The organism is Alteromonas sp. ABH2_165, assembly GCF_056159945.1.
Window position 1 is genome coordinate 206,206 of sequence record NZ_JBSWWF010000008.1, and the last position, 15,255, is coordinate 221,460.

Sequence of the window (15,255 nt, forward strand, 5' to 3'; positions counted from 1 at the left end):
TTATCAATTCTTACTATGGTTAGTCTTGCTTAGGCATTACCCGGACAATTTCAGGCTCTTGCTTCAGTTTAAACTTCATTTTTACCAGTAAATCTTTTTGAACCATGGCTTTTCCTCCTTGAACACGGGGTTTGTAATGCCACTGCGCCAAGGCTGTTTTAGCACTCTCATCGAACAGGCCTGCGGGCGAAGCACTGACAATCGTAATATTGTCTGTTTTGCCTGTGGCGCTAATATCAAACTTAAGGACAACTTCTCCCTCAATATGCTCACTGAGGGCTTGCTGAGGATACACCGGGTCGATTCGAATAACCGGCGTGGCCATGTTAATTTTATCGTCATGTTCTGACGGTGACGGCATGTTCGCTAATGCAGTATTACCCAGAAGCAATAGTGCGGTGAGCATGGTCGCTACTGTGATGCGTTTATTTGTCTTTATCGGTGCAGATATCATTTCTAGTCGTTTCATCATGGTCTTTTTATCTCCGAGAGTAGGGTACAGCGAGCTGCTGTAAGCATTGTTGCCCGCACACTGAACGAGTGCTTTGGCGTAATCGACTTTTACTTCTTTGGTCGAATTTTTTAGAACGGTTTCGTCACACGCTAATTCCTGGCTCATTCGGAATGCTCTCACGGCCAGCCAAATGAGGGGATTAAACCAGAACAGGCAAAGGGTGAGTAAAGCCAATGCATTCCATAAGCTGTCCCCCCGGCGCAGGTGAACCGTTTCGTGTTTAATGATCAACTCCTGCTGCGAGGTACTGAACTGCTCTGCAAAATCGGCAGGTAGAATTATCGTTGGATACACGATGCCGAACAGCAGGGGAGAGGTGACTTTTTCAGACGTTTTTATGTTGGTTCCGAATACCGTCATGTCGCGTTTATTGATTGAACGGGATAATCGCCAATACTGAATAATCACCGAGGTAAATATTAATGACGCAACTAAAGCCCATAGAGTCAGAAAGGGAAATGCCGTTGGCATTGTAGTCGTGGGCTTCATGCCAACCACATAGTTTGTTATACCGCTTGTACTGTGAGGTATGAAATCAAGCGGCAGGTTGTTTGCCAGAAGCATGGCGGGGAACAAGCACCACAGTTGATAACTGCGCAGCGCGCCGATTTTCCCGGGTAGCCATTTCTCTATCGCTATCAAGAGTAATGCCGCTACTGAAATAATGTACTGCTGGGCAATCAACCATTCAGTCATTGTCTTTTTCCCATTTTGCTATGAGTGCTTTGAGTTCATCCACATCCTGTTTAGACAGATTTTTTTGGTTCGCAAAACCTGCGACCAATGGGGCGACTTTGCCTTTGAAAAGGCGGCTTACAAAGGTTTCGGTTTCGCTTTCCCGGTATGCTTGTCGTGCTATTAACGGGGTGTAGAGGTATTGTCGCTGTTGCTTCACGAAACTGAGAACGCCTTTTTTTACCAGTCGTCCAAGCAAGGTTTTTACGGTTTTTTCATGCCAGGCTTTGCGTTCGTTTAAACGACCTATGATCTCGCTAGCTGAGGCGGGGTAACCTTCCCAAAGCACGTCAAGTACGTCATATTCTGCATTGGAAATATCTGGCTTATTGTGTTTTTCACTCATGTTTGTTTACCGATTACGTCTGTAGTCTTAATTAAGATTACATGTGTAATAGTAAACTGCAAGTTTAATTTTTGTTCACTGAAATGACGTGGGTTAAAACGTCGAACGCAGAAATATCTTGAGTAAAACTATTAAGCGTTATCTTGAGAGGTTTACAGCGGTAAAAGCACTGCGCCCAGCATAGCTGGGCGCGTGATCTGAGCAGCCGTCAAGTCAGGCTGTTTTTGAAAGCCCGGTGTATTGTAAATAGCGCTTGCGCTTCTTATCGGTGAGCATATCCATATCCACTACCACAAGCCCGTCAATACAATCGTTGAAATCCGGATCTACGTTGAAGTCGAGAAAGGCGACACCGCCATCGTGAGCCACTTCAGAGTATTGTTTGTAGAGGGTTGGCACGTTCACGCCCATGTTGGCGAGTAAGTGTTTCAGCAGGGTGAACTCTTTTTTATAGTCTTCACCGCTGAACGTTTCAATCACGTCTGCAGATACCTGGTAGGGCAGCCGGGATGTCGCTTCGCCGAATTTGGCCGGAAAATGCTGACGATAAAACTGTACCAGTAAATCTTTAGCGGGTTGGGGGTAGGCGTTGCTGATAGACACAGCACCAAACAGATATCGGTATTGTGAGTAGCGGGCCAGAAATGCGCCTATTCCCATCCACAGGTAGTCAAGGCTACGCTTTCCCCAGTAACGGGGCTGCACAAAGCTGCGTCCCAATTCTAAGCCCTGAGTAAAAAGCTTTTCGTTATCGCCGCTGTAGTTAAACAGGGTCGCGGAATAAAGCCCGGTAGGATGGCCTTCAGCACTCAATAATTTCGCGTCGCCAAATCGATAAGCCCCGACAATTTCTAAATCACTTTCGTCCCACAAGACCAGGTGATAATAATGGGAATCATATTGGTCTATGTCGCGGCGACGGTTAGTGCCTTCACCTACAGCACGAAAGGCGATTTCTCTTAATCGACCAATCTCGCGCATGATGGGCGAGTAACCCTGATGCTGATAGAGATAAATGTGTTTTCCGTCTGACGTGTGGCCAAGATGTTCACATTGCTTAATAGCTCTGGAAAGCTCTTTGCGATCTTCCGGCATAGCAATGGGCGCTTGTGTCGCCAAAACACCTTTACGGTTAGATCCAATGCGATAAAGGTGTCGCTTAAACAGTTGCACTTGTTCTTTCAGCGGCAGTGTAAGCTGGCTGTAAGCTTCGTAAGGGATCACTTCACCAATGCGCATAGGCAGGTGCTTCTTACGCTGCTTGAACATTTCCTTCACCAGTAGCGCTGTAGCCAGGGGTTTGTACACCATAGAGACGCTGTAAAAAAGCGGCGAATTTTTCGCATCGATATACACCGGTAACACTGGTGATTTGGTTTGTTTTGCTATTCGCAGAAACCCAGTGTGCCAGCGTGTATCACGCACACCTTGAGGACGTAATCGCGACACTTCCCCGGCAGGAAATATCAGAACAGCACCTTCACCGGCAAGGTGATTATGAATGGCTTCGAGATGCTGTTTGGGCGTGCCACCCTGCATGTTGTTTACCGGTAGCAACATGTTATGCAGAGGCTCTATCGCCATCAACATTTGATTGGCAACGACTTTCAAATCGTGGCGCACTTCACTTACCAGCTTAATTAAGGCCAAGCCGTCGAGGGAGCCAATAGGGTGGTTCGCGATAATTACTACACGACCGTCGCTGGGGATCCGTTCTTTTTCAACGTCACGGGTGGAGTAGCTTACATTAAAGTATTCAAGCACCTGTTCAACAAAATCGATGTCTTCGTAGTGAGGGTAGGTTTCGCCGAATTCAGTGATCTCCCGCTCGTGCAAAAGATGGCGTAAAACAAATGAGAGCGACTTGAATAACCAGGGCTTATCCACCACCTGCGGATAATGCTGGGTGAGTACATCATCGACAGTAAACATAATTCTATTCCTATATTTTTAACCGTACGTTAGCAATCGACTGTGACGTTTTTTGAGCACTTTCGTGTCACTTCAGTGACAAGCGCATCATTTTGTCGAAGCCGCGTGCCTGATCTGGCTAGGCTGCTTTAGTCGATTTCGTCTGTGGTTTGAATTCGGTTACTGTACTTTGTGCTTGCATCTGCTCTATCCAACTGATGAGTTTAAGATTGCCGCTCATGTCTTCACCCAAGGCTGAGCAGTTTTCAATCCAGTCTCCATCGTTAATATAGTGAATACCGTCTTCCATGGTACTTTCGGGATGGTGAATATGGCCGCAAATCACGCCATCAAGCTGTAATTTTCGAGCTCGGTTGCAACACGCTTCACGGTAACGAGCAATGGCAGTATTTGCCCCTTTAATGTGTTTTTTGATGTAGCCTGCCAACGACCAGTAGTCGTTATTACGCCACTGGCGAAACCGGTTGTACCAGCGGTTTAGAAACAGCAACAAGTCATAGCCCTTATCCCCGATCCAGGCGTGAAACTTTCCAATGGTGACATCGGCGTCAAATTGATCGCCATGAAGAATGAGGTACTGCTTTCCTTGCGCTGTGGTGTGTACATACTCGCGACGAATTTCAATTTCGCCAAAGTCCATGCCTGAGTATGACTGCAAGGGCTCATCATGATTACCCGGCAGGTATACCACTTTGGTGCCTTCACGACTCATTTTCATAAAAGTATGTAGCACCTGATTATGCGCTTCTGGCCAGCGGAACTGACGACGCATTTCCCACATATCAACAATATCGCCAACCAGATAGAGCGTATCGACGGTGACGTTATTGAGGAAGTTGAGAAGATACTCGGCTTTGCAATCTTTATTGCCAAGATGGATGTCAGACAACCAGAGTGTGCGGTAGTGGGTAGGTTTCATCATCATTTCCAAAGCAGTAACTTTGGAAGGATATCTTAGGTTGGTTAATTTACAGTCAGGTGACTGTTCGTTGACAACAAGGTGAAGGTTGAATGACGGATTAATGACAACAGCAAATGGCGTTATTATTTCTGATTTTTCAAATGATTCCTATTTGATTTTTTGTGGTGATTCATTTTTATTTTAGGTTTTAATTGTTGTTCTAAATTTAGTCTTTTAATTTTTTATGTATATTTATTTTAAATTTTGTTTAAGCTTGTTTTTTATATTTGTTCGTTTTTCATTAAAGTCTATAACCTTTACTTAAAATTTTCACTTCATTGATTTTAAATGATTTTTTCTTTTGTGGTAGTTTTATTTTAATCGATTAAAAAATGCGCTTTATTTTTATTTATAGTTATTTTATAAATTATTAATAGTGAATTAGTTTTTTATTTCAAGCTGTTTTCTTGTTGTTTTGTCGATTATGTTAATTCAAAAATTGAACTTATTTGGATTGCTGTGTTAATTATTCGCCCCGTTTTAGTTGAGTTTAAAATTTAGCTTAATTAATAAACCAGGGGTACGCAGTTACTGTGTAAGAAATAACAACGAACAAACAATAAAGTTTCACAGGGAAACAATAATGAAAAAAAGCTTTTCCAATTCATTTAAGGGGTCATTTAAGGGTTCATTGACCGCCGTAGCCGTGGCGATGACCTTAAGTGCTTCTATGCCTGCCATGGCAGATAACGTTGACGGCGCTATCAAAGGTAGCGTTGTCTCAGCATCCGGCGGCTCGCTGGCAGGCGCAACCATTACCATTGCGGATCCATCAAAGGGTTATTCAAGAATCCTGGAAGCTGATGAAAACGGCGAGTTCAACCTCAATACCGTTCCCGTTGGCAAATATACTATTACCGTGTCAAAGCCAGGCTTCCAGCAAGCGCAAATCAATGACGTGATTATCGGTGTTGGTAAAACCGCTCAGCTATCTGTTCCTATGACAGAAGGTGATGTTGAGCACATTGGTGTGGTGGGTACGGCAATTCGTGCCGTTGATGTATCGTCTACAGAGTCATCGTTAAACATCAGTTCCGAAGAGCTTGATCTTCTTCCTATTGCTCGCTCAGTGACTTCTGTAGCGCTGCTTGCACCGGGTGCGACTGAAGGCGATAGCCGTTTTGGCGATCAAGCATCGTTTGGTGGTGCCTCTGTTGCTGAAAACGCGTATTACGTGAATGGTCTTAATTTGACCAACTTCCGAAATGGTCTGGGTGGTGCTACGATTCCGTTTACTGCTTATGATGGTTTCCAGGTTAAGACCGGTGGTTATTCGTCTGAGTTTGGTCGTTCAACAGGTGGCCTTATCTCTGCGGTAACTAAATCAGGTACTAACGACTTCCACTTCGGCGTTCAAACCATTTATTCTCCAGCGTCACTCACTGAGCAGGCACCAAACTCGGTTTACCGTCAGAACGATCGTTGTGGTGATGCTGATGGCCAGTGTATTGGCGATCTGTACCTAAACAACGGTGGTGATTATTCCCGTTCACTGGAAACGAATATTTATGCTTCCGGTGCACTGATTGAAGACAAACTCTTCTTCTATGGTATCTACACCGCTCGTGATAACGATACTCGTAACGATGATTCAGTGAGCACGCTGAGCGTAGAGAAAGATGATGACCCGTATTATCTGGCGAGAATCGACTGGAATATCAACGATGACCACCAGTTGATGTTATGGGGTTTCAGCGATAAACGTACGTATTCAGAAACCATTTACAACGATAGCAACGACGACGGCAACTTTGATGAACAAGGCGGTGTTGCTTACCATACCCGTGGTGGTGAAAGTTATGCATTGCGCTATACCGGTAACCTGACTGATGATTTCAGTATGTCTGCTATGTACGGTGTGGTGAAGTTCTCAGAAACGGATTACTCAGATTTTGATGATTGTCCGGTGGGCTACGACGCAGATACTGCTTCTCGTACAACGTGTTATGTAACTACTACCGTTGGCGCAAATGAAGACAAACGTGAACAAATGCGTTTAGATTTCAATTGGTACGTGGGTGACAATCATACGTTGAAGTTTGGTTACGACTCTGAAACCAACACAGCAAATGCCGCAACGCTTAACTCGGGTGGCATCTACTACTACTACCGTACGTATGAAGCTGGTTCACAACTGCCTAACGGCTATGTGTTACCTGAAACCATGAAGACAACTCGCGTTCGTAACTATGAGAATATCGGCGAGTTTGAAGTAGAAAACTGGGCTATCTACATTGAAGATGAGTGGGCTGTTACTGATACCGTCACGCTGAACCTGGGTCTGCGTAACGACAGCTTCACCAACTATAATGCGGAAGGCGACGAGTTCGTATCTATCGATAACCAGATTGCACCACGTCTTGGCGCGTCCTGGGATATTAATGGCGACGGCGAAAGCAAGTTATACATGACGGCAGGTCGTTACTATTTGCCTGTTGCTGCCAATACCAACATTCGTTTGGCAGGTGCAGAAACCTATATTCAAACTTGGTACGAGTATGAAGGTTTGAATGCAGACGGTACGCCAGTAGGATTAAGCAATCAGTTGGGTGATCCTGCTATCTCTAACGGCGGTGACGGTACTGCAAAAGCGTCTAACACCCTGGCGGATAAGAACCTAGACCCAATGTACAATGATGAAGTGATTGTTGGCTACCAGGCTCAAATTAATGATGACTGGTCATGGGGCATCAAGGCGACTTATCGCGATCTGGGCAACCAGATTGACGATGGTTCTTATATCTTTACTGATGAAGACGGAAACTACCTGGGTGAAAACTGGTTCCTGTTTAACCCGGGCAGTGGTGCCACTTTCAACTTCGACCTCGATGGCGATGGTGTTACTGAAGAGTATAGCTTTACGGCTGAAGAACTAGGTTACCCAGATGCTAAACGTCGTTACACTGCAGTTGATTTAACCATCGAAAAAACATGGGACAAAGTGTGGTCACTGAAAGCCTTGTATACCTGGTCGCACAACTACGGTAATACCGAAGGTTTTGTTAAATCTGATAATGGTCAGGACGATGCAGGCTTAACGCAGGATTGGGACTACCCATACCTGATGGATGGTGCGTACGGTAATCTGCCTGCGGATCGTCGTCACAACATCAAAGTTTACGGTGCTTTCGCTGTAACGGAAGACTTCCTGATTGGTGCTAACCTGAACATTGCTTCTGGTCGTCCATGGACTGCGCTGGGCGCCGGTTACACGCCAGATTCAGATCTTTACCAATACGGTGATACTTACTGGGTGGGTGACAAATACTTCCCACGTGGCAGCATGGGTACAACGCCATGGACTGCACGTTTAGACTTAAACTTCACTTACAACCTGCATATCCAGGACCAGAAAATCCGCTTTGCTGTAGACGTATTTAACGTCTTCAACGCATCCACAGCAACACGTTACAACGAAGTGGCTGAGATTGCGGCTAACGATGATAGTGCATCATTTGGCTTGGCGCAGACGTACCAAACACCGCGTCGCGTGCAGTTCACTGCATCTTACGATTTCTAATCTGACTTCGTAATTCGCTATAGCGATAAATAGAAAGCCTCTGCATTTTGCAGAGGCTTTTTTTTACATGTAGAAAACCATGAGGATATTTAACTAGCGATGACACGCGCTGGCATCCATTGGCAATCATTGCACTCAATGAACAGAGCCGAAGAGGGGAAGGGCTTTCTGATGCTGAATTTCAGACATAAAAAAAGCGCCTGCGGCGCTTTTTTTCTTCTCGTCAGATGTCTTACAGCGCTTTAATTTGCGCAGCCAGACGGCTCTTATGACGAGCAGCTTTGTTCTTGTGAATCAAACCTTTGGTTGCCATTCTGTCAAGAATCGGAGTAGCAGCTGCCAGTGCAGATTGTGCACCTTCTTTATCGCCAGCAGCGATAGCAGCAACAACTTTCTTGATGCTTGTACGAGTCATGGAGCGACGGCTGGCATTATGCTGACGACGCTTTTCGGCTTGAATTGCACGTTTCTTAGCAGACTTAATGTTAGCCAAGGTGTAACTCCCAAAATAAATACATGTCTAAAAAATAGGGTGCGGATTATGCTCATCCGGCGACCAAATGTCAAACTATTTTGCCCGACACCGCAGGAAAAATAGTTATTGAGATTGCGCAATAAAGGCATCCCCCGTGAGATGCGCGGATTATAGCAGGGCAAATGGGGGAATTCATCTGTCTGTCATGTTTTTTTCATGTTTAATTTAACACGCTGTTTCGACGTAGATTATTTAATCGTGGAGATTTCGCCTGACCCTTGCTTCCGTTATAGTGGCGGTCTGAATTTTTGCAGGTAAAAGCAGGGCGAGTGTGTCAGGAAAATTATTAAAATCAGGAATTATTGTGAGTGTCATGACGTTCCTGTCACGTATTCTGGGATTGGTCCGAGACGTGGTGGTGGCCAGGCTCATGGGAGATGGTGCGGCGGCCGACGTGTTTTTCTTCGCCAATAAAATACCTAACTTCTTGCGTCGCCTCTTTGCCGAAGGGGCCTTCGCCCAAGCCTTTATTCCTGTATTAACCGAAGTTCACCATGACGAAGACAAAGCGCAAATGCGTGCTTTTATTGCCCGGGTCAGCGGAACGCTGGGCGCGATAGTCTTTGTGGTAGCTATTGTCGGTGTTATCGCCTCACCAGTGTTAACGGCATTATTTGGTACCGGCTGGTTTATTGCCTGGCTGGAAGGCGAGGAGGCTGGGGATAAATTTGAGTTAGCATCAGTGATGCTGAAAATTACGTTTCCTTATCTGGCCTTTATTACCCTTACCGGATTGTCTGGCGCGATTCTCAACACTATGAATCGCTTTGCGGTGGCGGCTTTTACGCCAGTGCTGCTGAACATATGTATTATTGCCTGCGCCTGGTTTCTTGCGCCGGTATTTTCCCAGCCTGCGTTTGCCCTCGCCTGGGGCGTTTTCTTAGGCGGCATTGTACAACTGGCGTTTCAGATCCCCTTTTTGTACCGCGCAGGATTACTGGTTAAGCCGAAGTGGGGCTGGCATGACCCTCAGGTCGTCAAAGTACGCACATTAATGATACCTGCCTTATTCGGTGTGTCGGTGGGTCAGATCAACCTGCTGTTCGACACCTTAATAGCCAGTTTCCTGGTAACCGGCTCAATCAGCTGGCTGTATTACTCAGACCGTTTGTTGGAATTCCCACTGGGCTTATTTGGCATTGCTATCGCCACTGTCATTTTGCCCACGTTGTCCCGCAATCATGTGGCAAAAGATCCCGCGGCTTTTAGTGGCAATATGGACTGGGGTGTTCGTATGGTGTCGCTACTGGGCATTCCTGCTGCTGTGGGATTGGCTTTTATGGCAGAACCCTTGATGACGGTGATATTCCAGCGCGGCGAATTCAGCGTGGAAACCGCGAAAATGGCATCTTACTCATTGATTGCTTATGCCTGCGGCCTGATCAGCTTCATGTGGGTGAAAGTATTAGCGCCCGGGTTTTATTCCCGACAGGATACCAAAACGCCGGTGAAATTCGGCATCTGGTGCATGATTGCCAATATGGTGTTTAACCTGATTTTCGCCATTCCGTATGGTTATATCGGTCTGGCCATTGCCACCTCACTTTCCGCTACGCTAAACGCCGGCTTGTTATACGTTACCTTACATAAAATGGGGGTGTATCAGGCGTCGAAGGAAACCGTATTCTTCCTGGTAAAAGTGATACTGGCGAGTGTGGCGCTGGCGGCGGTGATTTTGTACTTCGATGTGGGCGATGCCTTTTATGACTTTGCGCTCACCGAGCAGATTTTTCACGTGGCACTGACAATTGGCTGTGCCGCTGCTGTATTTTTCACCATTTTGCTGATTCTGGGCGTTCGAATTCGCCACTTTAAGGCAATTGGCGGATAAACAGTGCGCAACGATTGGTATTACGTGGCGGGTCGTTTATAATCGCGAGCTTTGTAAATTAGCCTTCGGTGAACAGGAAACCTGCAGCAAGTGGAATTAATTCGCGGTCTTCATAATCTGCGCCCCGAACATAGTGGGTGTGTTCTCACCATTGGTAAATTTGATGGCGTACACCGTGGGCACCAGGCTGTGCTGGCGAATGTACATGAAAAGGCCCGACGTTTGGGGCTGCCATCCGCTGTAATGGTTTTTGAGCCACAACCAGAAGAACTGTTCAGCCCGGACACGGCACCGGCGAGACTGAGCACCTTACGGGAAAAATACCAGTTACTCAAAGAACAGTCGGTAGACCGTTTGCTGTGCGTTCGGTTCGATGAATATTTTGCCAGCCAAACAGCGGATACCTTCATTGAAGAATTGTTGGTTGAGCGTCTTGGCGTAAAATTTCTCGTTGTGGGAGATGATTTTCGCTTCGGCCGTGGTCGTCGCGGCGATTTCTCCATGCTAGAACGTGCCGGTGAAGCCATGGGCTTTGATGTGGTCAGTACGCAGAGCTTTATGGTGGATGATTGCCGCATAAGCTCTACCGCAGTGCGTGAAGTGCTCGCCAAAGGTGAATTTGAAAAAGCCGGTAACATGTTGGGACGACCTTTTGTTATCGATGGCCGGGTTGTGCACGGTGACAAGAAAGGTCGCACTATTGGCTTTCCTACTGCAAACGTATTATTGAAACGGTCCCGCCCGGCCATTAACGGCGTATTTGCGGTAACCGTGGATGTCCAGGACGAGCGTTTTTATGGCGTTGCTAACGTGGGCGCCAGGCCAACGGTGCAGGGCAAGCGCACCCAGTTAGAAGTGCATATTTTCAACTATACAGGCACCCTGTATGGTGAACAGATCAAGGTTTATCCGGTGAAAAAACTCCGTGATGAACAAAAGTTCGACTCTTTCGACGAACTGAAACAACAGATACAGCGCGATGCGGAAGCGGCAAAAGCCCTTTTCGGTATCGCCTGAGTTTTAAATCAAATTGTTGCGGGCAACTCGCAACGGCAGGTGGACGGAAATAACGAGTTTATGAGCGATTACAAACCGACATTGAATTTACCGGAAACGCCATTCCCTATGCGCGGTAACTTGGCGCAAAGAGAACCGGCGATGCTTAAAAGCTGGCAGGAAAAAGGCCTGTATAAGCAAATTCGCGAAGCAAAGGCAGGTAAAAAACCTTTTATTCTGCACGATGGCCCTCCTTATGCGAACGGTGATATTCACATTGGTCACGCGGTAAACAAGATCCTCAAGGACATTATCGTTAAAGCCAAAGGTATGTCTGATTTCGACGCGCCTTACGTACCAGGGTGGGACTGTCACGGTCTGCCTATTGAACTGATGGTAGAAAAGAAAGTCGGTAAACCTGGCGTAAAAGTGTCTGCCGCCGAGTTCCGTCAGAAGTGCCGTGAGTACGCGCAAAAGCAAATCGATGGTCAGATGGCAGATTTTATCCGTTTAGGCGTGTTTGGCGACTGGGATAAGCCTTATAAAACCATGGATTTCCAGTCTGAAGCCGACATCATTCGCGCGCTGGGCAAAATCGTAGACTCGGGCCACCTGGAAAAAGGCTTCAAGCCAGTTCACTGGTGTACAGACTGTGGTTCTGCATTGGCAGAGGCGGAAGTTGAATATAAAGATAAAGTGTCGCCAGCTATCGACGTGAAATTCCCGGTAGCTGATACAGACGCCATTGCTGCTGCGTTTGGCGTGTCTGCCGATGACTTAAAAGCGCATAAAGCGTCAGCGGTTATCTGGACCACCACGCCATGGACACTGCCTGCTAACCGCGCCATCAGCCTGCACCCGGAACTGACGTACTCGCTGGTTGAACTTAATGGCGGCGACTGGATCATCCTGGCGGAAGACCTGGTTGAAAGCTGTATGTCCCGTTACAGCGTGGAAAACTACAAAACTGTTGCGACTTGTGTTGGTCAGGCGCTGGAGAAACTTACTGTTAATCATCCGTTCCTGGATATCACCGTGCCGTTTATTCTCGGCGATCACGTCACTACGGATTCCGGTACCGGTCTGGTACACACTGCGCCTGCTCACGGTGTGGACGACTTCAATGTTTGCAAACAGTACGGCATCGAAGTGTACAATCCTGTGGGTAATAACGGTGTGTACAACGAAGAGACGCCGCTGTTCGCCGGCATGTTCGTGTTTAAAGCCAATAAGCCTATTATTGAGAAGCTGGAAGAAAACGGCAATCTGTTACTGAACGTGAATTACGAGCACAGTTACCCGCACTGCTGGCGCCACAAAACGCCAATCATCTTCCGTGCAACCCCGCAGTGGTTTATCAGCATGGATAAGAAAGGTCTGCGCAAAGCCTCACTGGAGCAAATTGAAAAAACCGAGTGGATCCCAGAATGGGGTCAGAACCGCATTGAAAAAATGGTAGAGGGTCGTCCTGACTGGTGTATTTCCCGCCAGCGCACCTGGGGCGTGCCTATTCCTTTATATGTACATGGCGTTTCCGGCGAATTGCACCCACAAACTGATTCCATCATCGAAACTGTAGCAAAAGCGGTGGAAGAGAAGGGCATTCAGGCCTGGTGGGATCTGGACGATGCAGAACTGCTCGGTGCCGATGCAGACCAGTATGAGAAAGTACTGGATACCCTGGACGTATGGTTCGATTCAGGTGTAACCCATTATTTTGTGGTAGAGCGTCGCGATGACCTTCCTGCCAGTGCCGACCTGTATCTGGAAGGTTCAGACCAACACCGTGGTTGGTTTATGTCTTCACTGATGACTTCAACTGCCATGTACGGCCACGCACCTTATAAAGAAGTGCTGACCCACGGTTTCACCGTAGATGCACAGGGCCGTAAGATGTCCAAGTCTATCGGTAACGTGATTGCACCACAGCAGGTAACGAATAAACTGGGCGCTGACATTCTGCGTCTGTGGGTGGCATCAACAGATTATCGCGGTGAGATTGCGGTATCTGACGAAATTCTTAAGCGTGCTGCTGATGCCTATCGTCGTCTGCGCAATACTGCCCGATTCCTGTTGTCGAACCTCAATGGTTTCGATCCGAAAGCCGATGCGGTTGCCGCAGAAGATATGGTGGCACTGGATCGCTGGATTGTTGCCCGCACCGAAAAACTGCAACAGGAACTCATCGAAGCCTACAGTAATTACGACATGCTGGTGGTATCCCAGAAGCTGATGCACTTCTGTTCAATTGAGCTGGGCAGTTTCTATCTGGATATCATTAAAGACCGTCAGTACACCGCTAAGGGTGACAGCAATGCCCGCCGTTCCTGTCAGACCGCGCTGTACCACATCATTGAAGCACTGGTTCGCTGGATGGCACCAATCACCAGCTTTACTGCACAGGAAATCTGGGAAGCACTGCCCGGTGAGCGCAGTGAATTTGTGTTCACCGAAACCTGGTATGAAGGCCTGAGCGGTTTTGCCACCGAAGGTGCTTTCGACGACCCTTATTGGCACAAAGTTATGACGGTAAAAGATGCCGCTAACCAGGCCATGGAGCAGGCCCGTAAAGACGGTAAGCTGGGTGGTTCACTGGAAGCCAACATCAAACTGTATGCTGATGAAGCGTTGCTTGATGTCCTTGGTAAGCTGGAAGACGAACTGCGCTTCGTACTTATCACTTCTGGTGTAGCGCTGGCACCGCTTGCTGATAAGCCTGAGTCTGCAGTAGCCACTGATGTGGATGGTCTGTTCATTGAAGTGGAAAAGAGCGCTGGCGAGAAGTGCGTGCGCTGCTGGCACCACCGCGAAGACGTGGGCAGCCACGAAGCACACCCTGAACTGTGTGGTCGCTGTGTGACCAACGTAGACGGCGAAGGGGAAACGCGTCAGTATGCCTAAATTACTCACCGATACCGGGCTGCGCTTTTTATGGATTAGCGCAGTGGTTATCGCGCTGGATTTGTGGAGCAAGTACGAAATTATCGGCAACATGGCATTGTCTGAATCTGTTGAGATCATGCCATTTTTTAACTTCACCTATGTGCGTAACTACGGTGCGGCGTTCAGCTTTCTTCATGACGCCTCAGGTTGGCAACGCTGGTTTTTCACCGGCATTGCTGTTGTGGTCAGTGCAGTTATCCTGTGGTGGCTGAAGCAGTCAGACAAACAGCAGCGTTTGCTGCCCGTGGCATTCTGCTTCATTTTGGGCGGTGCTATTGGTAACGTCTACGACCGGCTGGTACATGGTTTTGTAATTGATTTTCTTGATTTTTACGTGGGCTCCTGGAGCTGGCCTGCGTTTAATCTGGCTGACAGTGCGATTTTTATCGGTGCGGCCTTGCTGGTTTGGGACATGCTGACAAATAAAGACAGCAATAAATCGTCCGAACAAACCCGCGCAAAATGAGTGGTAGGAGCTTGTAATGACAGATAACGTGATCAATGAAAAATCTGAAGTGATTATGCACTTCGATCTTAAGCTAGAAGATGGTTCTGCCGCTGACAGCACGCGTCTGGCCAATAAGCCTGCAAAACTGGTTATGGGCGACGGTAGCTTAACGTCAAATTTCGAAGCTTGTTTGCTTGGTTTGATCAAGGGCGACAAAAAAGCATTCACACTGGCCCCTGAAGATGCGTTTGGTCATTCAAATCCAGACAGCATTCATCATATGGAACGCAGCCGTTTTAGCAGCGAACTCAAGCTGGAAGAAGGCATGATTGTGGCGTTTGCGCAACCAAATGGTGCGGAAGTCCCTGGCATTGTTCGCAGCATTGCGGGAGATTCTGTTACCGTAGACTTCAATCACCCGCTTGCAGGGCAAACAGTAATTTTTGATGTTGAAATTGTTGATGTGATCAACAGCGCCGAACAGGCGTAACGGA

General features: G+C 47.3%; 11 protein-coding genes. 6 read left to right on the forward strand and 5 right to left on the reverse strand.

What is annotated here, in order from left to right:
* Positions 1 to 19: 19 nt before the first annotated feature.
* The 4 genes from ACXAFQ_RS16325 to ACXAFQ_RS16340 form a co-directional block, all read right to left on the reverse strand.
* Positions 20 to 1,210 (reverse strand): M56 family metallopeptidase, encoded by a 1,191-nt coding sequence (locus ACXAFQ_RS16325; RefSeq protein WP_474824499.1) that lies wholly within the window; start codon positions 1,208 to 1,210, stop codon positions 20 to 22.
* On the reverse strand, positions 1,203 to 1,595 hold the full coding sequence (locus ACXAFQ_RS16330) for a BlaI/MecI/CopY family transcriptional regulator (RefSeq protein ID WP_474824500.1): 393 nt from the start codon (positions 1,593 to 1,595) through the stop codon (positions 1,203 to 1,205). The genes ACXAFQ_RS16325 and ACXAFQ_RS16330 overlap by 8 nt, the downstream gene beginning before the upstream one ends.
* 213 nt (positions 1,596 to 1,808) lie before the next feature.
* Positions 1,809 to 3,527, reverse strand: a complete 1,719-nt coding sequence (gene olsF / locus ACXAFQ_RS16335) for a bifunctional ornithine lipid synthase OlsF (RefSeq protein WP_474824501.1) — start codon at positions 3,525 to 3,527, stop codon at positions 1,809 to 1,811.
* A gap of 118 nt (positions 3,528 to 3,645) precedes the next feature.
* Positions 3,646 to 4,446: a UDP-2,3-diacylglucosamine diphosphatase gene (locus ACXAFQ_RS16340; RefSeq protein WP_474824502.1), complete on the reverse strand. Its 801-nt coding sequence runs from the start codon at positions 4,444 to 4,446 to the stop codon at positions 3,646 to 3,648.
* 625 nt (positions 4,447 to 5,071) lie between these two features.
* Between ACXAFQ_RS16340 and ACXAFQ_RS16345 the strand changes: the two genes are divergently transcribed.
* A complete protein-coding gene (locus tag ACXAFQ_RS16345) occupies positions 5,072 to 8,008 on the forward strand; it encodes a TonB-dependent receptor (protein WP_474824503.1) in 2,937 nt (978 codons plus the stop codon).
* Between the two features lie 232 nt (positions 8,009 to 8,240).
* Here the strand turns inward: ACXAFQ_RS16345 and rpsT are convergent, their stop codons facing one another.
* Positions 8,241 to 8,501, reverse strand: a complete 261-nt coding sequence (gene rpsT / locus ACXAFQ_RS16350; protein ID WP_474824504.1) for a 30S ribosomal protein S20 — start codon at positions 8,499 to 8,501, stop codon at positions 8,241 to 8,243.
* 313 nt (positions 8,502 to 8,814) lie between these two features.
* Here rpsT and murJ point away from each other — a divergent pair, with 313 nt between their 5' ends.
* The 5 genes from murJ to fkpB all read left to right on the forward strand — a co-directional run bounded on the left by murJ (position 8,815) and on the right by fkpB (position 15,251).
* Complete coding sequence (gene murJ / locus ACXAFQ_RS16355; RefSeq protein ID WP_474824505.1) at positions 8,815 to 10,374, forward strand: murein biosynthesis integral membrane protein MurJ; 1,560 nt, start codon at positions 8,815 to 8,817, stop codon at positions 10,372 to 10,374.
* A gap of 90 nt (positions 10,375 to 10,464) precedes the next feature.
* A complete protein-coding gene (gene ribF / locus ACXAFQ_RS16360; protein WP_474824506.1) occupies positions 10,465 to 11,391 on the forward strand; it encodes a bifunctional riboflavin kinase/FAD synthetase in 927 nt (308 codons plus the stop codon).
* 60 nt (positions 11,392 to 11,451) lie between these two features.
* Entirely contained in the window at positions 11,452 to 14,271 is a 2,820-nt protein-coding gene (gene ileS / locus ACXAFQ_RS16365) for an isoleucine--tRNA ligase (RefSeq protein WP_474824507.1), read from the forward strand.
* A complete protein-coding gene (lspA, locus tag ACXAFQ_RS16370; RefSeq protein WP_474824508.1) occupies positions 14,264 to 14,779 on the forward strand; it encodes a signal peptidase II in 516 nt (171 codons plus the stop codon). The genes ileS and lspA overlap by 8 nt, the downstream gene beginning before the upstream one ends.
* A gap of 16 nt (positions 14,780 to 14,795) precedes the next feature.
* Positions 14,796 to 15,251 (forward strand): FKBP-type peptidyl-prolyl cis-trans isomerase, encoded by a 456-nt coding sequence (fkpB, locus tag ACXAFQ_RS16375; RefSeq protein ID WP_474824509.1) that lies wholly within the window; start codon positions 14,796 to 14,798, stop codon positions 15,249 to 15,251.
* Positions 15,252 to 15,255 lie beyond the last annotated feature (4 nt).

Bases quoted from the DNA above. Each gene is read 5' to 3' on its own strand.
- ACXAFQ_RS16325 (WP_474824499.1), bottom strand. From the start codon at position 1,210: ATGACTGAATGGTTGATTGCCCAGCAGTACATTATTTCAGTAGCGGCA.
- ACXAFQ_RS16330 (WP_474824500.1), bottom strand. From the start codon at position 1,595: ATGAGTGAAAAACACAATAAGCCAGATATTTCCAATGCAGAATATGAC.
- olsF (WP_474824501.1), bottom strand. From the start codon at position 3,527: ATGTTTACTGTCGATGATGTACTCACCCAGCATTATCCGCAGGTGGTG.
- ACXAFQ_RS16340 (WP_474824502.1), bottom strand. From the start codon at position 4,446: ATGAAACCTACCCACTACCGCACACTCTGGTTGTCTGACATCCATCTT.
- ACXAFQ_RS16345 (WP_474824503.1), top strand. From the start codon at position 5,072: ATGAAAAAAAGCTTTTCCAATTCATTTAAGGGGTCATTTAAGGGTTCA.
- ileS (WP_474824507.1), top strand. From the start codon at position 11,452: ATGAGCGATTACAAACCGACATTGAATTTACCGGAAACGCCATTCCCT.
- lspA (WP_474824508.1), top strand. From the start codon at position 14,264: ATGCCTAAATTACTCACCGATACCGGGCTGCGCTTTTTATGGATTAGC.
- fkpB (WP_474824509.1), top strand. From the start codon at position 14,796: ATGACAGATAACGTGATCAATGAAAAATCTGAAGTGATTATGCACTTC.